The sequence below is a fragment of the Enterococcus sp. 6D12_DIV0197 genome (assembly GCF_002174385.1).
Taxonomy (GTDB): Bacteria; Bacillota; Bacilli; order Lactobacillales; family Enterococcaceae; genus Enterococcus_D; species Enterococcus_D casseliflavus.
The window spans coordinates 443429-465137 of sequence record NZ_NIBN01000001.1 but is presented as its reverse complement, the minus strand read 5'-3'; the positions used below and the strand labels follow the sequence as shown (position 1 = coordinate 465137).

Sequence of the window (21709 nt, the reverse complement as noted above, 5' to 3'; positions counted from 1 at the left end):
ATCACCTGTTTCTTTCTATTTTTTCACAAAAAAGCCTATGAGAAAAGTCTGATCGATCGACAGGCCTTTTCGAACCAGCCGCTGGGATCGCCAGCAGCCTCGTTGCTTCGTTAAGAACCTTTCGCGGGTTGACTTCAATCATAGGTCTTTGATTATCCTCTTAAGAACACTAACGCTACTGTAAAGAGCGCAAAAACGATGACAACCAATGTGTCCCGTTGATGCCAGTGCAAAATCCGATACTTCGTACGCCCTTCGCCGCCTTGATAGCCTCTGGCTTCCATAGCGGTAGCTAGATCTTCCGCACGGTTAAAGCTGCTGACAAATAAAGGAATCAATAAAGGAACGATCGCCTTCATCTTCTGCAACAGTCCCCCTTCGCCGAAATCGACCCCGCGGGCACGCTGAGCATTCATAATTTTTTCTGTTTCATCCATCAAGGTTGGCACAAAGCGCAACGCGATCGACAGCATCAGTGAGATTTCATGGACAGGGAAACGGATCGCTTTTAAAGGACGCAAAATGTATTCGATCGCATCTGAAAGCTCTAATGGGGGTGTCGTTAACGTCAACAAGGTCGACATGAAAATGATCAAAACAAAACGGCAAAAAATAAAAATCCCGTTTTGGACACCAAATTCTGTGATGTTAAAGATCCACCAAGACCAGTAGACGTCCCCGCCGGTAGTAAATAAAATCTGTAACGCCACAGTAAATAAAATCAGCCAAATCAAAGGTCGCACGCCTCGAATAAAGAAGCCAAAATCGATTTTTGAAAAGGAGATACAAAAGAGCGTAAAAGCACCCGCTAATAAATAGCTTTGCCAATTATTCGCCAAAAAGATAATCGCGATAAAATAAAAACTAGCAATCAATTTGACTCGTGGATCTAAGCGGTGAATCAAGGAGTCCCCGGGAATAAAACGACCGAAAATCAGTTTATTCATCATGGGCAATCGCCCCCTTTGCTACTAAAACATCTGCCAGCTCATCAGCTGTTAGCGGCAACTGCTCAAATGCCAATCCTCTGGCTTGTAGTTGCTCCGCAAATGCGGTTGCTGTCGGTACGCCTAACTGCTTTTCTTGCAGCCAGGCAGTATCTTGAAACACAACGGACGGCGTGCCTGCTTTGACGAGACGGCCTTTTTCTAACACATAGACATAATCAGCATAGTTTGCCACATCATCCATCAAGTGGGTCACTAAAATGATCGTCATGTTCTTTTCCCGATGCAGGCGATCAAACATTTCCATCATCTCTTTGCGTCCTTGTGGATCTAAGCCAGCTGTCGGCTCGTCTAAGACCAAAACTTCTGGTTCCATAGCCAAGACCCCAGCAATCGCTACACGGCGCATTTGGCCCCCTGAAAGGTCAAAGGGTGAACGTTCCAGAAAACTTTCATCTAAACCTACCAATTGAATGTATTCTTGGGCTAAACCTTTGGCTGCTTCTTCGGAGACCCCAAAGTTTTTCGGTCCAAAAGCGATATCTCTCGCAACGGTTTCTTCAAATAATTGGGATTCAGGAAATTGAAAAACGATCCCGACTTTTTTACGTAACGGTTTTAGATTTTTGTTGTCTGTCTCGGGTTTGATGACTCGCTCACCGATCGTGACCGTGCCGGTCGTTGGTTTTAATAATGCATTCAAGTGCTGCAACAACGTAGATTTTCCGCTCCCTGTATGACCGACTAAGGCAGTATAAGAGCCTTCTTTGATCTCTAAATCAATATCGAACAAAACCCGTTGTTCAAACGGAGAATGCGGTTGGTAGGTGAATCCTACTTGTTCAAAACGGATGTCCATAGCCAATCCACCATCCCTTCTTCAGTTAAGTACGCTTGCGGTACCGTGACGCCCCGCTGTTTTAGTGCCGCCTTTAATTTTTCAGGAAATGGCAGATCTAAGCCTAGCTCAATCAGTTCTGGACCTGCAGAAAAAATCTCTGCGGGTGTCCCCTCGCGGACGAGCTCTCCTTGACGCATCACCAGCACCCGATTGGCGTTGGCTGCTTCATCGATATCATGGGTGATCGATAACACGGTCAAATTGTTTTTTTCTTTGATTTTTTTGATCGTTGCGATCACTTCTTCACGGCCTTCTGGATCTAGCATACTAGTGGCTTCATCAAGAATGATGATATCTGGGCGCAATGCAACTACGCCAGCAATGGCTACCCGCTGTTTTTGACCACCAGAAAGACGCGCGGGTTCCCGGGTCGCAAACTCGCTCATCCGTACTTGTTCCAGAGCGTCTTTGACACGAACCAGCATTTCTTCTCGCGGGATTCCTTGATTTTCCAAACCGAAAGCCACATCATCTTCCACCGTCGAACCAACGAATTGATTGTCAGGGTTTTGAAAGACCATACCGACCATTTTTCGAATATTCCAGATATTTTCTTCATTCAAAGGCAATTCGCCGACAGAAACACTGCCTTCTTGCGGCAAGATCAAGCCATTGATGGTTTTTGCTAAAGTTGATTTACCAGAGCCGTTATGGCCGATCAACGCCACCCATTCCCCTTTGTTGATGGAAAAGGATACGTTATTTAACGCGGCACGCTCTTCTTCGCTATAACGCACAGTAATAGCATTCAATTCAATGATTGGCTTCATGATAGACTCCTTCATTTGCGATTAATTCTTTCTAACACTACCAAAAAAGCGCACGTTTTTCAATGATTCACGCACGATTTGTCTCCAGATCTTTTTTTCACTTGCCATTACCTGTCTTGACAGGTAATCGAAAGTAAAAAAAAAGCACTTTATGATGAGTGCGTACACCTCGAAATACATCGAGGTGTAGGCGCTGAGCTAGACTCGGAAAGTTTCTTCCAACATCATAACACTCTTAGTAAACATCTATAAAGTGATGATAAGTGTGATTTTAAACAAGTTCTAGGATAACCATTGGTGCAGCATCTCCGCGTCTTGGTTCTGTTTTCAAGATACGAGTATATCCACCTTGGCGATCTGTGTAACGAGGAGCGATATCATTGAATAATTTTTGTAATGCTGATTCAATAACTACTTCTTCGTTTTCTTCACGTACACTTGCAACTTCATTACGAACGAATGCTGCTGCTTGACGGCGTGCATGCAAATCACCACGTTTACCTAAAGTGATCATTTTTTCTGCAGTTGAACGAACTTCTTTCGCACGAGCTTCAGTCGTAACGATACGTTCGTTAATGAATAAATCAGTTGTCAAATCACGCAACATCGCTTTACGTTGGCTAGATGTGCGTCCTAGTTTACGATAACTCACGTGGTTTCCCTCCTTCACTTTCGAATGTTGTATCGGTCAGACGAACCGAACTAACGTAATCGAAAACGGTTTAATCGTCTTTACGTAGTCCTAAACCTAAATCATGTAATTTCACTTTGACCTCTTCAAGAGATTTACGGCCTAAGTTTCTTACTTTGATCATTTCTGGTTCAGATTTGTTTGTCAATTCTTGTACAGTATTGATTCCTGCACGTTTTAGACAGTTGTATGAACGAACAGATAAGTCTAATTCTTCGATCGTCATTTCCAACATTTTTTCTTTTTGTGTTTCTTCTTTTTCAACCATGATTTCAGCGTTTTTCGCTTCATCCGTTAGGTTAACAAAGATGTCTAAATGTTCAGTCATGATCTTCGCAGACAAACTCATTGCTTCCAATGGTTCGATTGAGCCATCAGTCCATATTTCCATCGTTAATTTGTCGAAATCATCCCGACGACCGACACGTGTGTTTTCTACTTGGTAGTTGACACGACGTACTGGTGTATAGATTGAATCGACTGGAAGAACGCCAATCGGCATGTCTTCTTTTTTGTTTTCGTCCGCTTGAACGTAGCCGCGGCCAGGTTTCACTGTTAAGCGAGCATGGAACGTAGCACCTTCAGAAACGGTACAGATATACATATCTTTGTTAAGGATTTCTACATCACTATCGACGATGATATCGCCAGCAGTTACTGTAGCAGGTCCTGAAATATCAATTTCAAGGGTCTTTTCTTCATCCCCGTACATTTTCAATGCAAGACCTTTAATATTCAAGATGATTTGAGCAACGTCTTCCCGAACACCCTTAACAGTTGAGAATTCGTGTAAAACTCCATCGATTTGAATATTGGTGATTGCCGCACCAGGTAAAGAAGATAATAAAATACGACGTAGGGAATTTCCTAGTGTAGTTCCGTAGCCTCTTTCAAGAGGTTCCACGATGAACTTGCCATAATCTTTGTCTTCATCAATCTTTGCGATTCTTGGTTTTTCGAATTCAATCATTCTTATCTATTACCCCTTTCAAAACGAAAAGTGTCTTGTTCAATGACGTATTTGTTACACTCAAAATGAGCAGCACTCATTAAACACGACGGCGTTTTGGAGGGCGGCATCCATTATGAGGGACTGGAGTCACGTCACGGATCGCACTCACTTCCAAACCTGCTGCTTGTAATGAACGAATTGCTGCTTCACGTCCAGAACCAGGTCCTTTAACTGTTACTTCAACAGTTCTTAATCCGTGTTCCATTGCTGCTTTGGTAGCTGTTTCTGCTGCCATTTGAGCGGCAAAAGGAGTAGATTTTTTGCTTCCTTTGAAACCTAATGAACCAGCTGATGACCATGCTAATGCATTACCATGAGTATCAGTGATCATTACGATTGTATTATTGAATGTTGAGTGAATATGTGCAATACCCGCTTCAATATTCTTTTTCACACGGCGTTTACGACTCACTTTTTTTGCTGCCATGAAGTTTTAACCTCCTTCACTTAGGAATTATTTTTTCTTGCCTGCGACTGTTTTAGACGGGCCTTTACGAGTACGTGCATTGTTTTTCGTGTTTTGTCCACGAACTGGCAATCCACGGCGATGACGGATTCCACGGTAAGAACCGATTTCCATCAATCGTTTGATGTTTAAGTTCACTTCACGACGAAGGTCACCTTCAACTTTTAATTTATCAACTTCCGCACGGATAGCATCTGTTTGTTCATTCGTTAAATCACGAACGCGAACTTCTTCAGACACGCCAGCGTCAGCTAAAATTTGTTTTGCAGTCGTGTTACCAATACCATAGATATAAGTAAGTGAAACGACCACACGTTTATCACGAGGAATATCTACTCCTGCAATACGAGCCATATTTGTTACACCTCCGATTATCCTTGACGTTGTTTATGTTTTGGATTTGCTGGGCAAATCACCATAACGCGTCCTTTACGACGAATTACTTTACAATGTTCGCACATTGGTTTTACTGATGGTCTTACTTTCATGATAATACCTCCTGTGGTTTTACGGAGTACAATTATTTAAAGCGATAAGTAATGCGGCCACGGTTCAGATCATACGGGGATAATTCCACCGTCACTTTGTCTCCAGGTAAAATACGAATGTAGTGCATCCGGATCTTACCAGAAACGGTCGCTAGAACTTGGTGTCCGTTTTCCAATTCTACTTTAAACATTGCATTCGGCAAAGTTTCGACGACTGTACCTTCGACTTCAATCATATCTTCTTTTGCCACGCACAGTACCTCCTTGTACTTGTGATTTTCACACGATAAAATGGCGGAAACTCGGTTCCCACCTGATATTCTCAAACTATGCTCCTACTTAATAAAAAGTAGAAGTCGGACTGACATATTCTATCATATCCTGTCAAAGATTTCAAGAGAAAGTTTTAAGCTGCAAGTTGGACTCGGGCAATCTATGATTAGTCAATGATCTTTTGAACATCTTCGAATACAGCGTCGATGTCGCGATCCCCATCAATCGATTGCAATAACCCTTTGTCTTTGTAATAAGTCAAAATTGGTTCACTGCTTTTGATATTGACAGCTAGACGATTTTTGACCGTCTCAGGCTTATCATCTTCACGTTGGTAGAAGTCATGACTTCCACAACGATCACATGTTCCTTCCTCTTTTGGAGGATTGAACAATTTATGATAAGTTGCCCCACAATTGCGGCACATGAAGCGGCCGGCTAAACGTTCTACAAGAACTTCTTCAGGAACATGAATATCAATAACGGCATCAAGTTTTTTGTTAAGGTCAGCTAGCATCTCATCTAACGCTTTTGCTTGATCCAATGTACGAGGAAAACCATCTAATAAGAAACCTTTCTCGGTATCAGGTTCAGCTAAACGTTCTTTAACGATCCCATTTGTAACCTCATCAGGAACTAATGCGCCTTGATCCATGTATGATTTTGCTTTAAGGCCTAGTTCTGTTTCGTTCGCCATCGCAGCCCGAAACATATCGCCTGTTGAAATATGAGGAAGACCGTATTCAGCAACGATACGTTCTGCCTGAGTACCTTTTCCAGCACCAGGTAATCCCATTAAAATGAAGTTCATTCTAATTCCTCCTGTAAGTTTTTGAATAGTGTTGAGGAAATCCTCAACACTTCAATAACTTTAATTGATGAAACCAGTATATTTCCGTTTCAGCATAAGCCCTTCTAACTGCTTGGCAGTATCAAGTGCCACACCGATAATGATCAATAGACTCGTTCCACCTAGACCGATCGATTGCGGTAGATTCCAAGCCATCTGAGCGATGATTGGAAGTAAAGCAACCAATCCTAAAAAGATCGATCCAACCGTGCTTAATCGCATCAACAAACGTGATACATATTCTTCGGTTCCTTTACCAGGACGCACACTCGGAATGTAACTTCCTTGTTTTTGCAAGTTTTCCGCTAATTTCTCAGGGTTCACTTGAACAAATGCGTAGAAGAAAGTAAACGCAACGATCAAGACAGTATAGATGATCGCACCCGGTACAGTGTTGTAACTAAAGATCGTTTGCACCACGTCGTACCAAGTTTCTCCTTTATATGAACTACCTAATGCTTGAATGATCGCATTTGGTGTTGTAATAAAAGAACTGGCAAAGATAACTGGGATAACCCCGGCAGCATTTACTTTCAAAGGAAGGTAACTGCTGGTAGGCGCTCCTGCTACCCGTTTTGTATATTGGATCGGAATCTTGCGTTCTGCTTGTTGAACATACGTTACTAAAGTAATGACGATCAACACAGCGATCACAAGCAGCGCCATAAAGATAGCATTTAGCCAGATATCCGATTGATCCACGTTAATGAAGTAATCTTCAATCAATTCTTTGATGCTTGCTGGTAAGCGTGAAATGATCCCTGCAAAGATGATCATTGACACACCGTTTCCGATACCACGCTCGGTGATCTGCTCTCCTAACCAAGTGACTAACATCGTTCCGGCTGTTAAAATCAGACCAATCACGATATAGGTTGCCATATTAGGATTGTTTACAAACCCGAGTTGAGTGTAATAGTTAAATCCAGCCGTTAATGTCATGGATTGAACAAAGCCCAATACCAACGTCAAGTAACGTGTTGCCTGATTTAGTTTCTTACGACCCACTTCACCTTGCTTCGACCATTCAACAAATTTAGGGACGATATCCATCTGCAACAACTGAATAACAATTGAGGCAGTGATGTAAGGCGAAACCCCCATCGAGAAAATCGAAAATTGTTGCATGGCGCCACCACTTACCAAGTTTAACATGTTTAAAAATGGTAGATCTGCGATGGTATTTAGGCGACTTGCGTCTACGCCTGGCACAGTAATATGTGTTCCCAGACGAAAGACAAACAAGATTAAGACGGTGAACAATATTCTGGATCTAATATCCTTAACCTTAAAGGCATCCTTCAATAGTCTGATCATTAGATCACCTCGATTGATCCACCAGCAGCAACGATTGCTTCTTCAGCTGCTTTTGAGAATTTAGCTGCTTTCACAGTCAATTTCTTCGTTAATTCTCCGTTAGCTAATACTTTGATTCCAGCTTTTTCGTCTTTGACGATTCCAGCTTCGTGTAAAGCAACAGGTGTTACTTCAGCACCGTCTTCAAAGCGGTTCAAGACATCAAGATTGATGACTGCATATTCTTTGCGGTTCACATTTGTAAAGCCACGTTTTGGTAAACGACGGAACAATGGTGTTTGTCCACCTTCGAATCCTAGACGTACTCCGCCGCCTGAACGAGCTTTTTGACCTTTTTGTCCACGTCCAGCTGTTTTACCGTTACCAGATGAAGTTCCTCGACCGACACGGTTACGTACTTGGCGTGAGCCTTCTGATGGTTTTAATTCATGAAGTTTCATAGGTTTGGCACCTCCTTAATCAAACTAGATCTGCTGATCCTTAGACCTCTTCAACGTCCACTAAGTGAGAAACAGTGTTAACCATGCCTTTGATTGCATCATTAGCAGGTTTTACAACTGTTGAATTCAACTTTGTAAGACCTAACGCTTTAACAGTATCACGTTGGTTTTGGGGACGTCCGATAATACTGCGTTTTAAAGTAATTTTCAATTCAGCCATTATAGTGTCCTCCTTAACCGATTAATTCTTCTACTGATTTGCCGCGAAGTGCTGCCACTTCTTCAGCGCGTTTTAATTGTTTTAAACCTTCAACTGTTGCGCGAACAACGTTGATTGGTGTGTTAGAACCTAAAGATTTAGATGTGATATCAGCTACCCCAGCTAATTCCAATACGGCACGAACTGGTCCACCAGCAGCTACCCCAGAACCTTCTACAGCAGGTTTCATAAGGATGCGTCCGCCGCCGAATACACCGATAACTTCGTGAGGGATTGTAGAACCAACCATTGGTACTTCCACCAAGTTTTTCTTCGCGTCTTCGATTGCTTTACGGATTGCTTCTGGTACTTCTTGTGCTTTACCAGTACCGAAACCTACGTGTCCGTTTTTGTCACCGACAACAACTAATGCAGCAAAACGTAGACGACGTCCACCTTTAACAACTTTAGTTACACGGTTGATCGCAACAACGCGGTCTTCTAATTCCAAATGTTTTGGATCAATATAAACCATGAATGGTGTTCCTCCTTCTCTTAAAATTCCAGTCCATTTTCGCGAGCTGCTTCAGCTAAAGCTGCTACACGGCCATGGTAAAGGTATCCACCACGGTCAAAGACTACTTCTTTAATACCTTTTGCTGCTGCACGTTCTGCGACTAATTTACCGACAGCTTGTGCTTGTTCAGTTTTTGTTGCACCTGAAACTTCTTTGTCTAAGGCAGAGGCACTTGCTAGCGTCACACCCGCTACGTCATCAATTACTTGTGCGTAGATGTTTTTGTTCGAACGGAACACGTTTAAGCGTGGGCACTCAGCAGTACCAGAGATTTTGTTACGTACACGACGATGTCTTTTCTGACGTGTCTTGTTTTTATCTGGTTTTGTAATCACAATTTGTCACCTCTTTTAATTTTGCTAGCCTAAGCTGCTAGTCGTAAAGAATTACGACTATTTACCAGTTTTACCTTCTTTACGGCGTACAAATTCGCCAACATAACGAATTCCTTTGCCTTTATAAGGTTCTGGAGGACGAACGCCACGGATATTGGCAGCCAATTCGCCAACGACTTCTTTATCTGATCCTTTAACGATCACAGAAGTGTTTGAAGGAACTTCGATTTCGATTCCAGCTGGCGCTTCGATTTCAACTGGATGAGAGTAACCAACGTTCAATACAAGTTTTTTCCCTTGTAATTGAGCACGGTACCCAACCCCGATTAATTCTAACGCTTTTTGGAAACCTTCAGAAACACCAACAACCATGTTGTTGAAGTTTGCACGGGTAGTTCCGTGGATAGTTTTCATTTCTTTACTATCATTTGGACGAGTGAATGTTACTTCGTTTCCTTCGATATTCATTGTGATATCAGAAGAGAAAGTACGTGTTAATTCACCTTTAGGTCCTTTAACTGTAATGTCGTTTCCGTTTTGCTTGATTTCAACACCAGCAGGAAGAACGACGATCTTATTACCGATACGACTCACTTAGAGGCACCTCCTTGTGGAATATTTTAAATTACCATACATAAGCGACTACTTCGCCGCCAACATTTTTTGCTCTAGCTTCTTTGTCAGTGATTACACCGTCAGAAGTTGAGATAATCGCGATTCCTAGACCATTCAATACTTTTGGTACTTCGTCAGCTTTGACATAAGCACGCAAGCCTGGTTTAGAGATACGTTTTAAGTTTGTGATAACACGTTCACCGTTTTTACCGTATTTAAGAAATACGCGGATCACGCCTTGTTTGTCATCTTCAATGTATTCAACATCGCGGACGAAACCTTCACGTTTCAAGATTTCAGCGATATCACGTTTGATTTTTGAAGCAGGTACTTCTAGGCTTTCGTGTTTAACCATGTTTGCGTTACGCACGCGCGTTAGAAAATCTGCAATTGGATCTGTCATGACCATGGGATAATTTACCTCCTTTATGCGAGTATAGTTTACCAGCTAGCTTTCTTCACGCCGGGAATTTGTCCTTTATAGGCAAGTTCGCGGAAGCAAATACGGCAAAGATGAAATTTACGATAAACTGAATGTGGACGTCCGCAACGTTCACAACGAGTGTATTCTTGCGTTGAGAATTTAGCAGGGCGTTTGTTTTTAGCAATCATTGATTTTTTAGCCACGTAGTTCGCCTCCTTTTTTTATTTTTGGAATGGCATGCCTAATTGTGTCAACAATTCACGAGATTCTTCATCTGTGTTTGCTGTTGTTACAATCACGATATCCATACCACGTACTTTGTCGATCAAATCATAATCTACTTCAGGGAAAATCAATTGTTCTTTGATACCTAAAGTGTAGTTTCCGCGTCCGTCGAACGCTTTTTTGCTCACACCGTGGAAGTCACGGACACGTGGCAATGACACACTTACTAGTTTATCTAAGAATTCATACATTCTTTCGCCGCGTAGTGTTACTTTCGCACCGATTGGCATTCCTTCACGTAAACGGAATCCTGCGATAGATTTTTTCGCTTTTGTGATCAATGGTTTTTGACCTGAGATCAATTGTAATTCTTCAACAGCTTTGTCTAAGTTTTTAGCATTAGAAACAGCGTCACCGACACCCATGTTGATAACGATTTTATCAACTTTTGGTGCTTCCATGATTGAGCTGTAGTTAAATTTGTCCATTAATGATGGGACAACTTCTTTTGAATATTTTTCTTTAAGGCGGTTCATCTGTTAGCCCCTCCTTCCTTCATCAGATTATTTATCAAGAACTTCTCCGGTTTTCTTAGAAACGCGGACTTTTTTGCCGTCAACTTCTTTGTAACCGACACGCGTAGCTTCACCGTTCGATGGATCAACCACCATCACGTTAGAAACATGAATTGGTGCTTCCATTTCAACGATTCCGCCTTGAGGAGCAGTTTGAGAAGGTTTTTGGTGTTTTTTGACAACATTGACACCTTCAACAACGACTTTGTCTTTTTTAGGAAACGCTGCTAGCACAACGCCTTCTTTGTTTTTGTCTTTACCAGTGATAACTTTAACTTTATCGCCTTTTTTAACAAACATGTTTGTTTCGCACCTCCTTTAGATAAGAATCACTATTACAATACTTCTGGTGCTAGGGAAACGATCTTCATAAAGTTGCCTTCACGCAATTCGCGGGCAACTGGGCCAAAGATACGAGTTCCACGAGGGCTCTTATCGTCACGGATAATAACCGCAGCATTTTCATCGAATTTGATGTATGAACCGTCTGTACGACGAGCTCCTGATTTAGTACGAACGATAACGGCTTTAACGACGTCACCTTTTTTGACAACCCCACCTGGCGTTGCTTGTTTAACCGTAGCAACAATCACGTCACCAATATTGGCAGTTTTACGACCAGATCCGCCAAGGACTTTGATCGTTAGAATTTCACGGGCACCTGAGTTGTCCGCCACTCTTAATCGGCTTTCTGCTTGGATCACGATGTGTATCCTCCTTTCAGATTTTGCAATTCACAATCTATATAGGAAAATCTCGTGTGATTAGATAATCACTGCCTTTTCAACAATCTCTACTAGACGGAAACGTTTCGTAGCTGATAATGGACGAGTTTCCATAATTTTCACGATATCGCCAACTTTTGCTTCGTTGTTTTCATCGTGTGCTTTGTATTTCTTAGAATAGTTCAGACGTTTGCCGTAGATAGGGTGGTTTTTCTTTGTTTCAACGACAACAGTGATAGTTTTATCCATTTTGTCTGATACCACGCGACCTTGGTAAACTTTGCGTTGATTTCTTTCTTCAGTCATACGCTAAATGGCCTCCTTCCACTATTACTTAGCTTGTTCACGCAATACTGTTTTAATGCGTGCAATCGATTTACGTACTTCTTTGATACGTGCAGTGTTTTCTAATTGACCTGTTGCTAATTGGAATCTAAGATTGAACAATTCTTCTTTCAATTGTTTTTCTTGATCTAGCATTTCGGCAGTGGTTAATTCTCTGATTTCTTTAACCTTCATTCGATTCACCACCCATTTCCTCACGTTTTACGATCTTCGTTTTCACTGGTAATTTGTGAGAAGCAAGACGTAGCGCTTCGCGCGCAACTTCTTCAGGTACACCGGCAATTTCAAACATGATTTTACCACGTTTAACTGGTGATACCCATCCTTCAGGAGCCCCTTTACCAGAACCCATACGTACCCCGATAGCTTTGGCAGTATAAGATTTGTGAGGGAAAATTTTGATCCATACTTTCCCGCCACGTTTCATATAACGAGTCATTGCGATACGGGCAGCTTCGATTTGACGGTTTGTGATCCAGTGTGATTCAACAGCTTGTAAGCCGTATTCACCGAATGCTACTTCTTTTCCGCCTTTCGCTTCGCCACGCATTTTTCCGCGGAACTCACGACGGTGTTTTACACGTTTAGGTACTAACATGTTTATTTCCCTCCTTTCTCAGTGTTCTTTTTAGTTGGAAGAACTTCTCCACGATAAATCCACACTTTAACTCCTAGTTTGCCGTATGTTGTATCTGCTTCTTCCCATGCGTAATCAATGTCCGCACGTAATGTATGAAGTGGAACGGTTCCTTCTGAGTAACCTTCTGAACGAGCGATATCCGCACCATTTAGACGGCCAGAAACTTGTGTTTTGATTCCTTTAGCGCCAGAACGCATTGTGCGTTGGATCGCTTGTTTTTGAGCACGACGGAAAGCAACACGGTTTTCTAATTGACGTGCGATTCCTTCGCCTACTAATTTAGCATCTAAATCTGGTTTTTTGATTTCAACGATGTTGATGTGAACTCGTTTGCCAGTTAGGCTATTTAATTCTTTTCTTAGGTTTTCGACTTCAGATCCGCCTTTACCGATAACCATACCTGGTTTAGCTGTGTGGATTGAAATATTCACGCGGTTTGCTGCACGCTCGATCTCAACTGTAGACACAGCGGCATCAGCAAGTTTAGATGCGATAAATTTACGGATTTTCAAATCTTCATGTAGAAATTCAGCATACTCTTTTTCAGCATACCATTTAGCATCCCAGTCACGGATGATGCCTACACGCATTCCAATTGGATGTACTTTTTGACCCACTGATTGTCCCTCCTTATTTTTCTGATACGACTACAGTAATATGACTTGTACGTTTGTTGATCGGTGAAGCTGAACCTTTCGCACGTGGACGGAAACGTTTCATCGTTGGTCCTTCGTTTACGAATGCTTCAGAAACAATCAAGTTTTCAACATCTAAGTCAAAATTATTTTCTGCATTGGCAATAGCTGACATCAAGACTTTCTCGATGATTCCAGCTGCTTTGTTTGGTGTGAACTTTAAGATCGCGATTGCTTCAGCAACGCTTTTCCCTCTGATTAAGTCAATAACTAGACGAGATTTACGAGGAGAAACGCGGACTGTTTTAGCAGTTGCTTTCGCTGATGTGATTTGTTCTGCCATTTTTGGATATCCTCCCCTCAAAATTAGCGTCTTGTTTTCTTATCATCGGCAGCATGTCCGCGATAAGTTCTTGTTGGTGCAAATTCACCTAATTTGTGTCCTACCATGTCTTCTTGGATGTAAACTGGTACATGTTTCCGTCCATCATACACAGCAATTGTAAATCCGATAAAATTAGGGAAAATTGTAGAACGACGTGACCAAGTTTTGATCACTTTTTTCTTTTCAGCGCCTTCTTGTGCTTCGACCTTTTTCATCAAATGGTCATCGACAAAAGGTCCTTTTTTCAAACTACGACCCATGGTGTACCTCCTCTCAAAATGTGCGACACACGGTCAAGTATATTACTTAGTTTTACGACGACGAACGATAAGTTTGTCTGATTTTGCTTTTTTGTTACGTGTTTTGTAACCAAGTGCAGGTTGTCCCCAAGGAGAAACTGGTGCTTTACGTCCGATTGGTGCTTTACCTTCACCACCACCGTGTGGGTGATCATTAGGGTTCATTACGCTACCACGTACAGTTGGGCGTTTGCGCATCCAACGAGAACGACCGGCTTTACCGATGTTGATCAATTCGTGTTGTTCATTACCAACAGAACCGATTGTTGCACGACATGATGCTAAGATCATCCGTACTTCACCAGAGTTCAAGCGGATCAATACGTATTTGCCTTCTTTACCAAGTACTTGAGCACTTGTTCCAGCTGAACGAATCAATTGTCCACCTTTACCAGGTTTCATTTCGATGTTGTGGATAACAGTACCGACTGGAATGTTTTCTAGTGGTAATGCATTCCCTACTTTAATATCTGCATCTGGACCAGAAACGACAGTCATGCCAACTTCTAATCCTTTAGGTGCTAAGATGTATGCTTTTACTCCATCCTCGTAATGTACTAACGCAATGTTAGCAGAACGGTTTGGATCATATTCAATCGTTTTAACCGTAGCAACGACGTTGTCTTTGTTACGTTTGAAATCGATCAAACGGTATTGACGTTTGTGACCGCCACCTTGATGACGAACCGTGATACGTCCGTTGTTGTTACGACCAGCATTGTTTTTCAAAGGAGCTAACAATGTTTTTTCTGGTGTTGAAGTTGTGATTTCAGCGAAATCAGAACTTGTCATATTACGACGGCCGTTCGTGGTAGGTTTGTACTTTTTAATCGCCACGTCTTTTTCCCTCCCATGTAAAGTTTATGCGTGAGTTGCTTATTCAGCAGCTTCGAAAATTTGGATTTCTTTAGAATCTTCAGTTAAAGTCACAACAGCTTTGCGACGTTTTTTTGTATATCCTGCATATTTACCCATGCGTTTGAATTTCGGACGAACGTTGATGATGTTCACGTTTGCCACTTTCACTCCGTCAAAGGCAGCTTCTACAGCTTGTTTTACTAAAGTTTTGTTAGCTTTTGTGTCCACTTCAAAAGTGTATTTCTTGTCATCCATGGCAAGCATTGATTTTTCAGTGATCACTGGGCGTTTAATAACGTCTAGTAAGTTCATTATGCAAGCACCTCCTCGATCTGAGTAAGAGCAGTTTGTGTCACTAACATTTTGTCGTTAGAAACGATGTCTAAAACACTAATGTTATCAGCAGTAACTACAGAAACTTTTGGCAAGTTGCGCGCAGATAAAGCGGCAAAGTCGTTTTCAGATTCTAAAACTACCAATACTTTAGAGTCAATTGTCAAGTTAGCTAAAACTTGTTTGAATTCTTTTGTTTTTGGAGCATCAAAGCTTAATCCTTCTACTGCTACCAAGTTATTTGAAGCAACTTTTTCTGACAATACAGATTTCATTGCTAAGCGACGAACTTTTTTAGGAAGTTTGTAGCTGTATGAACGTGGTGTTGGTCCGAAGACTACGCCACCTCCACGCCATTGTGGTGAACGGATTGAACCTTGACGGGCACGTCCAGTTCCTTTTTGGCGCCATGGTTTACGGCCACCGCCACGAACGGCACTGCGGTTTTTCACAGCGTGTGTTCCTTGTCTTAATGAAGCGCGTTGCATGATGATTGCATCATAGACAACTGATTCATTTGGTTCGATTCCGAAGATTTCTTCGTTCAATGTAATTTCGCCATTTTGGCTTCCATCTTGTTTGAATAATGCTACATTCGGCATTCCTTAGTTCCTCCTTTCTTCCTATCTACTTATTTAGCTTTCACAGCTGATTTGATTGTAATCAATGATTTTTTCGCGCCAGGTACATTACCTTTGATCAAGATAACGTTGCGTTCTGCGTCTACGCGTACGATTTCCAAGTTTTGGATCGTGATGCGATTTCCGCCCATACGTCCAGCAAGACGTTTGTTTTTGAATACACGGTTAGGTGCAACTGGACCCATTGATCCAGGACGACGGTGGTAACGAGAACCGTGAGCCATTGGTCCGCGGCTTTGTCCGTGACGTTTGATAACGCCTTGGAATCCTTTACCTTTCGAAGTGCCGGTTACATCGATGATGTCTCCTGCTTCAAAAATATCAACTTTGATTTCTGATCCTACTTCTAAGCCCTCTAGCTCTACATTCTTGAATTCGCGAATGAAGCGCTTAGGAGCCGTGTTTGCTTTTGCAACATGACCTTTCGCAGGTTTGTTAGACAAAACTTCACGCATATCTTGGTAGCCGACTTGAATTGCTTCGTAGCCGTCATTTTCGATTGTTTTCACTTGTAGCACTACGTTTGGTGTAGCTTCTACTACAGTTACTGGAATCAATTCGCCAGATTCAGTGAAGATTTGAGTCATTCCCACTTTTTTCCCTAAGATTCCTTTGGTCATGATTACACCTCCATCTTAATTATTATAGTTTGATTTCGATATTAACACCGCTTGGCAAGTCTAGCTTCATTAAAGCATCAACAGTTTTTGGTGTTGGATTCACAATGTCGATTAGACGTTTGTGTGTACGCATTTCGAATTGTTCGCGTGAATCTTTGTATTTGTGCGTCGCACGGATGATCGTGTACAAGCTGCGTTCAGTTGGTAATGGAATTGGACCAGATACGCCAGCTCCAGTTCTCTTTGCAGTTTCTACGATTTTATCCGCTGATTGATCTAAAATACGATGTTCATACGCTTTTAAACGGATACGAATTTTTTGTTTTGCCATTGTTTTCCCTCCTTCGCCTATTTTGAAAAGTAGACATAGCTCCACGAAAATTTTCCGTCACGCTCGTCCATGGCAAAGCGTCCGGGCGTGTCGCAACCTCTCGTTTCGTAGCCGGCAGAAAATTTCTTTGCTGCCAGTGTGACTTACGTATTTACGTAAACAGCACCTTTATGATTATATTACGGATAAACATTGATTGCAAGCTTTTTTTATGGAAAAACCGGGATTCTTTTGCATTTCTTTCAGAAAATTTTCTTTTGGTTTCGTAACACAAAAAAAGAAGCGTTGACCGCTTCTTTTAAGCACTTCTTCATTTCCCATTTATTATAGAAGAAAACCTGCTATTGCGGCGCTTCCTCCTGCATACGGTCTTGGGCGTGGGTATAGGCACCATGCCACACATGACCCACATAAGGATTGATCACCACTCCTTCTTTGATTGCCGCTGTGACAAAGGCTTTCGCTAACCGAACGCTTTCCACGACGGGTTTGTCTTTTGCAAGACCAGCAGCGATCGCAGCTGAAAAGGCGCAGCCTGCCCCGTGATTGAAATCGGTAGCGATTTTTTCACTTTCTAACAAGAGGAAGGATTGCCCATCATAAACGAGGTCAACGGCTTTTGCTCCTGGCAAGCGATGCCCCCCTTTGATCACGACGTATTTAGCACCTAATTCATGGATTTTTTCAGCAGCTTGCTTCATGGCCTCCACACTCGTCAAATCACCCAAACCTGAAAGAATCCCCGCTTCTACTAAATTAGGGGTGACAACATCTGCTAACGGCAACAAATGCGTGATGATGGCATCGACGCTTTTTGGCTGTAAGATTTCTGCAGTCCCTTTGCAAGCAATGACAGGATCGATCACCACATTTTTGACTTGCTGCTGTTGGATCATCTGCGCAGCTTGGACAATATTGTCTTCATTGCCTAACATGCCCGTTTTCAGAGCATCCATCGGATCACCTGCAAAAGCAGCGATCAATTGTTTTTCGACAAGCGCTGTTTCCATCGCTGTTACTTCATGGCTCCAACCTGCTTGTGGGTCCATCGTGACGATCGAAGCGATCGTGGCAAAACCAAAGACACCATATTCCTGAAATGTTTTTAAATCTGCTTCGATACCGGCACCTCCGGTTGAATCTGACCCAGCAATTGATAGGACTTTTTCCATCTTCCTCATCTCCTTGTGCTTTTTGCTAAGTATAGTCAATCTTCCCCTTGACGAAAAGAGCCATTTGGCTTATTTTTAAACCATCCAATTGAAAAAGGTGGTGCAGGATGGCTTCATCAAGTATCGACAAACAGAAGAAACAACCGATTTACCAGCAGATCGTGACTCATTTTATCGAAGAGATCCAAGCGGGAATCTATGGACCTGGGGATCGTTTGCCACCAGAGCGCAGCCTCGCCCAGACTTTTGGCGTCAATCGTTCCACCGTCGTCAAAGCGTTAGATGAATTAAAAAGCTTAGGATGGATCGAACGAAAACAAGGCAGCGGCTCTCGTGTATTGGAAGGCCGTTGGGGGAACCGCCAAACGCCACTTTCTTATTTGCGCTCGTCTTTAAGCAGCCCTTATCTGCAGCAAGACCCTTACGTTCAACAGATTCAGCATTTGCGCACCGAGAAGGATGTGCTGGATCTGTACACAGGTGATCTACCTGCCGATCTGATCCCCGATTTCACGTTTCCTGCCTTTACCTGGGAAGAGATTCGCAAGGAAAGCACCAAAGTATTACCGACGGGTTATGAACCTTTGCAAGAAATCTTATTGCAGCACCTTGCTGATTCCTTCAATTTGCCCACCAACGGACAAAAACTAGTGATCACTGCTGGATCGACACAAGGAATCACCTTGCTAATGCAAGTCTTATTGCATGCGGGGGATTGTATCGCGACAGAGGACCCTTCTTTCTTGTTCTCTCTCCCCTTGTTTTCCACGATGAATGTCCAGCTGATCGGGATCAAGCAAGATAGCGAAGGGATGCGGCCTGCGGCATTGGAAAAAGTGTTGAAGGAAAAGAAGATCAAATTCGTCTATCTGAATCCCACCTTCCAAAATCCAACGGGTCATACTATGAGTGACCATCGGCGCCAAGCGATCATCCGCCTTTGCCAGACCTACCAAGTACCGATCATAGAAGACGATGTTTTTAGCGAGTTGGCTTTTGAGAAAGTACCGCCCAAGCTAAAATCCATGGCTCCCGAAACCGTCATTTATTTAGGTTCGCTTTCCAAATTACTAGGATCATCCATCAAAATCGGCTGGCTTTTGGTGCCAGAAGCGTTAGCCGACCAATTTGCCCAAGCGAAAAAACGGATGGCGATCGATACCACGATCTTCCCGCAAGTCCTTGCCAACATCGCCTTACGCTCCTTTGATTACCACCAGCAACAGCGGACACTGCTTGCAGAAATGGCCCAGCGTCAGCAAGACTTACTCCAACTCTTGCAGGCATTTCAGGAGGATTGGCAATGGCAGCCGACGAAAGGTGGTCTTTACCTGTGGTTGACTTGGCGTCACCGCACATTGACTCGCAAAGATTGGGCACTCTTTTTGGCGAACGATTGCTTAGTAGCACCTGCGTTTCTTTTCAGTAACGATACGAATGGCTTGCGTTTGAACTATACCCGCTTAGCCAAAGATGATTTACCGCGATTTCAAGAACGATTCACAAAAATCACCCAACAGTTAAAGGAGCAAACCTATGAACGAAACCATTGAGCTTTTACACAACCACCGCACTTACCGACAATTTGATCCTGACTACCGCTTGAGCCAAGAGCAAGTAACCGCGATTTTGACTGCGGCTCGTCAAGCACCTAGCTGGATGAACGGGCAAGCCTATTCGATCTTAGTGATCGACGACCCGCAGATTCGCCAACAAATGGTCGAATGGAATCCTGGCAATCCTCATATCGCAGCAAGTTCACTCTTTCTGCTATTCTTAGCTGATTTAAACCGAACCAAAAAAGTTGCTGACGAAAAACAGACTCCCTATCCAATCGATGAGGGCTATCAGCCACTATTGATCGCCACCACTGATGCCAGCATCGCTTTGCAATCTGGTGCGATCGCTGCTGAATCACTGGGCTTAGGCACCGTCATTTCTGGCAGTGTCCGCAAAGACAGCGCCAAAATCGCTGAATTGTTGCACTTACCAGAATATGTCTATCCTGTGGCTGGTTTGAGCATCGGTAAACCAATCGTAGAAATGAAGGTCAAACCTCGCTTGCCAGAAGAAGCGGTCATTCATTACAACCATTATCAGGACTATTCTTATGAGGCGATCGAAGCGTACGATCAAACGATGACTGCTTTTGGAGAAGCCCGCGAGACCAAACCATGGTCAGAAAAATTCGCTGGCTTTTACAGCAATCGTCCTGACCAAGGATTTGACGCCTTCTTGAAGAAGCAAAAACTAATAAAATAAAAAGCACCGCTCTCTTTAGCTTCGATGAACCGTAACGGATTCATCCACGCTAGAGAGAGCGGCTTTTTTTCTACAAGAGTCAAAAAAAGAGCAAAAGCGCGTACGCTTTTGCTCTTCGATCAATCAAATTAAGCTTGGATTGAAGTTACAACGCCTGAACCAACAGTACGTCCGCCTTCACGAATTGAGAAACGAGTTCCGTCTTCGATAGCGATTGGGTGGATCAATTCAACGTCGATTGTTACGTTATCACCAGGCATAACCATTTCAGTTCCTTCTGGTAATTCAACAACACCAGTTACGTCAGTTGTACGGAAGTAGAACTGAGGACGGTAGTTAGTGAAGAATGGTGTATGACGTCCACCTTCTTCTTTTGTTAAAACGTAAACTTCAGCTTTAAATTTTGTATGAGGTGTGATTGTACCAGCTTTAGCCAATACTTGTCCACGTTGGATGTCTTCACGAGCAACACCACGTAGCAATGCACCAATGTTATCCCCTGCTTCAGCATAGTCTAACAATTTACGGAACATTTCAACACCAGTTACAGTTGTTTTAGCAGTTTCTTCAGCAATACCAACGATTTCAACTTCGTCACCAACGCGAACTTGTCCACGTTCAACACGGCCTGTAGCAACAGTACCACGTCCAGTGATTGAGAATACGTCTTCGACTGGCATCATGAATGGTTTGTCAGTGTCACGTTCTGGAGTTGGAACGTATTCGTCAACTGCAGCCATTAATTCCATGATTTTTTCTTCGTATGAAGCATCTCCTTCAAGAGCTTTCAAAGCAGAACCAGCGATTACAGGAACATCGTCGCCTGGGAAGTCATATTCTGACAATAAGTCACGAACTTCCATTTCAACTAATTCTAGTAATTCTTCGTCATCAACCATATCCATTTTGTTTAAGAAAACAACGATGTATGGTACACCAACGTTACGTGATAACAAGATGTGTTCACGTGTTTGAGGCATAGGACCATCAGCAGCAGATACTACTAAGATCGCGCCGTCCATTTGAGCAGCACCAGTGATCATGTTTTTAACGTAGTCCGCGTGTCCTGGGCAGTCAACGTGAGCATAGTGACGTGCTTCAGTTTCGTACTCAACGTGAGCAGTTGAGATAGTGATTCCGCGTTCGCGTTCTTCTGGAGCGCCATCGATTTGGTCGTAAGCTGAAGCTTGAGCCAAACCTTTTTTAGATAATACAGTTGTGATAGCAGCTGTAAGTGTAGTTTTACCATGGTCAACGTGTCCGATCGTACCAATGTTTACGTGGGGTTTAGAACGGTCAAATTTTTCTTTTGCCATTTTAAAATGTTCCTCCTAAAAATGCAGTTTATTTTTTATATT

General features: G+C 42.8%; 36 protein-coding genes. 2 read left to right on the top strand and 34 right to left on the bottom strand.

The annotated features are described in order from the left end of the window. Positions 1 to 152 precede the first annotated feature (152 nt). From A5867_RS02305 to thiD, 33 genes are all read right to left on the bottom strand, one after another. Entirely contained in the window at positions 153 to 950 is a 798-nt protein-coding gene (locus A5867_RS02305; RefSeq protein WP_005227113.1) for an energy-coupling factor transporter transmembrane component T, read from the bottom strand. Then, positions 940 to 1806 carry an energy-coupling factor ABC transporter ATP-binding protein gene (locus tag A5867_RS02300; RefSeq protein ID WP_005227111.1) on the bottom strand — a complete coding sequence of 289 codons (867 nt, stop codon included), beginning with the start codon at positions 1804 to 1806 and terminating at the stop codon, positions 940 to 942. Before A5867_RS02300 ends, A5867_RS02305 begins: the two co-directional genes overlap by 11 nt. Continuing rightward, positions 1782 to 2618, bottom strand: coding sequence for an energy-coupling factor ABC transporter ATP-binding protein (locus A5867_RS02295; RefSeq protein ID WP_005227109.1), 837 nt, complete (start codon positions 2616 to 2618; stop codon positions 1782 to 1784). Before A5867_RS02295 ends, A5867_RS02300 begins: the two co-directional genes overlap by 25 nt. Before the next feature lie 271 nt (positions 2619 to 2889). Beyond that, positions 2890 to 3270: a 50S ribosomal protein L17 gene (gene rplQ, locus A5867_RS02290; RefSeq protein ID WP_003128038.1), complete on the bottom strand. Its 381-nt coding sequence runs from the start codon at positions 3268 to 3270 to the stop codon at positions 2890 to 2892. A 70-nt stretch (positions 3271 to 3340) separates the two neighbouring features. After that, positions 3341 to 4279 (bottom strand): DNA-directed RNA polymerase subunit alpha, encoded by a 939-nt coding sequence (locus A5867_RS02285; protein ID WP_008376367.1) that lies wholly within the window; start codon positions 4277 to 4279, stop codon positions 3341 to 3343. A 79-nt stretch (positions 4280 to 4358) separates the two neighbouring features. Next, positions 4359 to 4748: a 30S ribosomal protein S11 gene (gene rpsK, locus A5867_RS02280; RefSeq protein WP_005227104.1), complete on the bottom strand. Its 390-nt coding sequence runs from the start codon at positions 4746 to 4748 to the stop codon at positions 4359 to 4361. Positions 4749 to 4775: 27 nt separating this feature from the next. After that, positions 4776 to 5141, bottom strand: a complete 366-nt coding sequence (gene rpsM / locus A5867_RS02275; RefSeq protein ID WP_005227102.1) for a 30S ribosomal protein S13 — start codon at positions 5139 to 5141, stop codon at positions 4776 to 4778. A gap of 17 nt (positions 5142 to 5158) precedes the next feature. Then, entirely contained in the window at positions 5159 to 5275 is a 117-nt protein-coding gene (rpmJ, locus tag A5867_RS02270; protein WP_002288710.1) for a 50S ribosomal protein L36, read from the bottom strand. Positions 5276 to 5307: 32 nt separating this feature from the next. After that, complete coding sequence (gene infA, locus A5867_RS02265; protein ID WP_002288695.1) at positions 5308 to 5526, bottom strand: translation initiation factor IF-1; 219 nt, start codon at positions 5524 to 5526, stop codon at positions 5308 to 5310. A gap of 188 nt (positions 5527 to 5714) precedes the next feature. Then, on the bottom strand, positions 5715 to 6359 hold the full coding sequence (locus tag A5867_RS02260) for an adenylate kinase (protein WP_005227100.1): 645 nt from the start codon (positions 6357 to 6359) through the stop codon (positions 5715 to 5717). Between the two features lie 60 nt (positions 6360 to 6419). After that, entirely contained in the window at positions 6420 to 7715 is a 1296-nt protein-coding gene (gene secY / locus A5867_RS02255; RefSeq protein ID WP_087626778.1) for a preprotein translocase subunit SecY, read from the bottom strand. Further along, on the bottom strand, positions 7715 to 8155 hold the full coding sequence (gene rplO / locus A5867_RS02250; RefSeq protein WP_003128016.1) for a 50S ribosomal protein L15: 441 nt from the start codon (positions 8153 to 8155) through the stop codon (positions 7715 to 7717). The genes secY and rplO overlap by 1 nt, the downstream gene beginning before the upstream one ends. A 40-nt stretch (positions 8156 to 8195) precedes the next feature. Further along, positions 8196 to 8375 (bottom strand): 50S ribosomal protein L30, encoded by a 180-nt coding sequence (gene rpmD / locus A5867_RS02245; protein ID WP_003128015.1) that lies wholly within the window; start codon positions 8373 to 8375, stop codon positions 8196 to 8198. 13 nt (positions 8376 to 8388) lie between these two features. Next, entirely contained in the window at positions 8389 to 8889 is a 501-nt protein-coding gene (gene rpsE / locus A5867_RS02240; RefSeq protein ID WP_003128014.1) for a 30S ribosomal protein S5, read from the bottom strand. Positions 8890 to 8909: 20 nt separating this feature from the next. Next, positions 8910 to 9266 (bottom strand): 50S ribosomal protein L18, encoded by a 357-nt coding sequence (rplR, locus tag A5867_RS02235; RefSeq protein WP_081118833.1) that lies wholly within the window; start codon positions 9264 to 9266, stop codon positions 8910 to 8912. A gap of 57 nt (positions 9267 to 9323) precedes the next feature. Continuing rightward, complete coding sequence (gene rplF, locus A5867_RS02230; RefSeq protein WP_005227095.1) at positions 9324 to 9860, bottom strand: 50S ribosomal protein L6; 537 nt, start codon at positions 9858 to 9860, stop codon at positions 9324 to 9326. A 31-nt stretch (positions 9861 to 9891) separates the two neighbouring features. Continuing rightward, positions 9892 to 10290 carry a 30S ribosomal protein S8 gene (gene rpsH / locus A5867_RS02225; protein ID WP_005227093.1) on the bottom strand — a complete coding sequence of 133 codons (399 nt, stop codon included), beginning with the start codon at positions 10288 to 10290 and terminating at the stop codon, positions 9892 to 9894. A 32-nt stretch (positions 10291 to 10322) separates the two neighbouring features. Further along, positions 10323 to 10508, bottom strand: a complete 186-nt coding sequence (locus A5867_RS02220) for a type Z 30S ribosomal protein S14 (protein ID WP_003128010.1) — start codon at positions 10506 to 10508, stop codon at positions 10323 to 10325. Positions 10509 to 10526: 18 nt separating this feature from the next. Further along, on the bottom strand, positions 10527 to 11066 hold the full coding sequence (gene rplE, locus A5867_RS02215; RefSeq protein ID WP_005227088.1) for a 50S ribosomal protein L5: 540 nt from the start codon (positions 11064 to 11066) through the stop codon (positions 10527 to 10529). A 27-nt stretch (positions 11067 to 11093) separates the two neighbouring features. Then, positions 11094 to 11405, bottom strand: a complete 312-nt coding sequence (gene rplX, locus A5867_RS02210) for a 50S ribosomal protein L24 (RefSeq protein WP_003128007.1) — start codon at positions 11403 to 11405, stop codon at positions 11094 to 11096. A 35-nt stretch (positions 11406 to 11440) separates the two neighbouring features. After that, entirely contained in the window at positions 11441 to 11809 is a 369-nt protein-coding gene (gene rplN / locus A5867_RS02205) for a 50S ribosomal protein L14 (protein ID WP_003128006.1), read from the bottom strand. A 60-nt stretch (positions 11810 to 11869) separates the two neighbouring features. Continuing rightward, a complete protein-coding gene (rpsQ, locus tag A5867_RS02200; RefSeq protein ID WP_003128005.1) occupies positions 11870 to 12136 on the bottom strand; it encodes a 30S ribosomal protein S17 in 267 nt (88 codons plus the stop codon). Positions 12137 to 12160: 24 nt separating this feature from the next. Continuing rightward, on the bottom strand, positions 12161 to 12349 hold the full coding sequence (rpmC, locus tag A5867_RS02195; protein ID WP_002288664.1) for a 50S ribosomal protein L29: 189 nt from the start codon (positions 12347 to 12349) through the stop codon (positions 12161 to 12163). Continuing rightward, positions 12339 to 12773, bottom strand: coding sequence for a 50S ribosomal protein L16 (rplP, locus tag A5867_RS02190; RefSeq protein ID WP_005226918.1), 435 nt, complete (start codon positions 12771 to 12773; stop codon positions 12339 to 12341). The genes rpmC and rplP overlap by 11 nt, the downstream gene beginning before the upstream one ends. A 2-nt stretch (positions 12774 to 12775) precedes the next feature. Then, on the bottom strand, positions 12776 to 13432 hold the full coding sequence (rpsC, locus tag A5867_RS02185) for a 30S ribosomal protein S3 (RefSeq protein WP_005226916.1): 657 nt from the start codon (positions 13430 to 13432) through the stop codon (positions 12776 to 12778). A 13-nt stretch (positions 13433 to 13445) separates the two neighbouring features. Beyond that, positions 13446 to 13793: a 50S ribosomal protein L22 gene (rplV, locus tag A5867_RS02180; RefSeq protein WP_003127973.1), complete on the bottom strand. Its 348-nt coding sequence runs from the start codon at positions 13791 to 13793 to the stop codon at positions 13446 to 13448. Positions 13794 to 13816: 23 nt separating this feature from the next. After that, the gene (rpsS, locus tag A5867_RS02175; protein ID WP_005226914.1) at positions 13817 to 14095 is read right to left on the bottom strand and encodes a 30S ribosomal protein S19; all 279 of its coding nucleotides are present in this window, start codon (positions 14093 to 14095) and stop codon (positions 13817 to 13819) included. A gap of 42 nt (positions 14096 to 14137) precedes the next feature. Beyond that, positions 14138 to 14971: a 50S ribosomal protein L2 gene (gene rplB, locus A5867_RS02170; RefSeq protein WP_005226912.1), complete on the bottom strand. Its 834-nt coding sequence runs from the start codon at positions 14969 to 14971 to the stop codon at positions 14138 to 14140. A 39-nt stretch (positions 14972 to 15010) separates the two neighbouring features. Continuing rightward, the gene (locus A5867_RS02165; protein ID WP_005226911.1) at positions 15011 to 15304 is read right to left on the bottom strand and encodes a 50S ribosomal protein L23; all 294 of its coding nucleotides are present in this window, start codon (positions 15302 to 15304) and stop codon (positions 15011 to 15013) included. Continuing rightward, positions 15304 to 15927 (bottom strand): 50S ribosomal protein L4, encoded by a 624-nt coding sequence (rplD, locus tag A5867_RS02160; protein WP_005226910.1) that lies wholly within the window; start codon positions 15925 to 15927, stop codon positions 15304 to 15306. Before rplD ends, A5867_RS02165 begins: the two co-directional genes overlap by 1 nt. A gap of 29 nt (positions 15928 to 15956) precedes the next feature. Then, the gene (gene rplC, locus A5867_RS02155) at positions 15957 to 16586 is read right to left on the bottom strand and encodes a 50S ribosomal protein L3 (protein WP_003127967.1); all 630 of its coding nucleotides are present in this window, start codon (positions 16584 to 16586) and stop codon (positions 15957 to 15959) included. Positions 16587 to 16608: 22 nt separating this feature from the next. Beyond that, a complete protein-coding gene (rpsJ, locus tag A5867_RS02150) occupies positions 16609 to 16917 on the bottom strand; it encodes a 30S ribosomal protein S10 (protein WP_003127966.1) in 309 nt (102 codons plus the stop codon). A gap of 341 nt (positions 16918 to 17258) precedes the next feature. Beyond that, a complete protein-coding gene (gene thiD / locus A5867_RS02145; protein WP_087626777.1) occupies positions 17259 to 18089 on the bottom strand; it encodes a bifunctional hydroxymethylpyrimidine kinase/phosphomethylpyrimidine kinase in 831 nt (276 codons plus the stop codon). A gap of 107 nt (positions 18090 to 18196) precedes the next feature. Here thiD and A5867_RS02140 point away from each other — a divergent pair, with 107 nt between their 5' ends. Both A5867_RS02140 and A5867_RS02135 read left to right on the top strand, forming a co-directional pair. Further along, a complete protein-coding gene (locus A5867_RS02140) occupies positions 18197 to 19642 on the top strand; it encodes a PLP-dependent aminotransferase family protein (RefSeq protein WP_074934450.1) in 1446 nt (481 codons plus the stop codon). After that, complete coding sequence (locus A5867_RS02135; RefSeq protein WP_010748613.1) at positions 19626 to 20351, top strand: nitroreductase family protein; 726 nt, start codon at positions 19626 to 19628, stop codon at positions 20349 to 20351. The genes A5867_RS02140 and A5867_RS02135 overlap by 17 nt, the downstream gene beginning before the upstream one ends. Before the next feature lie 128 nt (positions 20352 to 20479). On the opposite strand, the gene tuf is transcribed toward A5867_RS02135, so the two are convergent. Continuing rightward, positions 20480 to 21667, bottom strand: a complete 1188-nt coding sequence (tuf, locus tag A5867_RS02130) for an elongation factor Tu (RefSeq protein WP_005226902.1) — start codon at positions 21665 to 21667, stop codon at positions 20480 to 20482. Positions 21668 to 21709 lie beyond the last annotated feature (42 nt).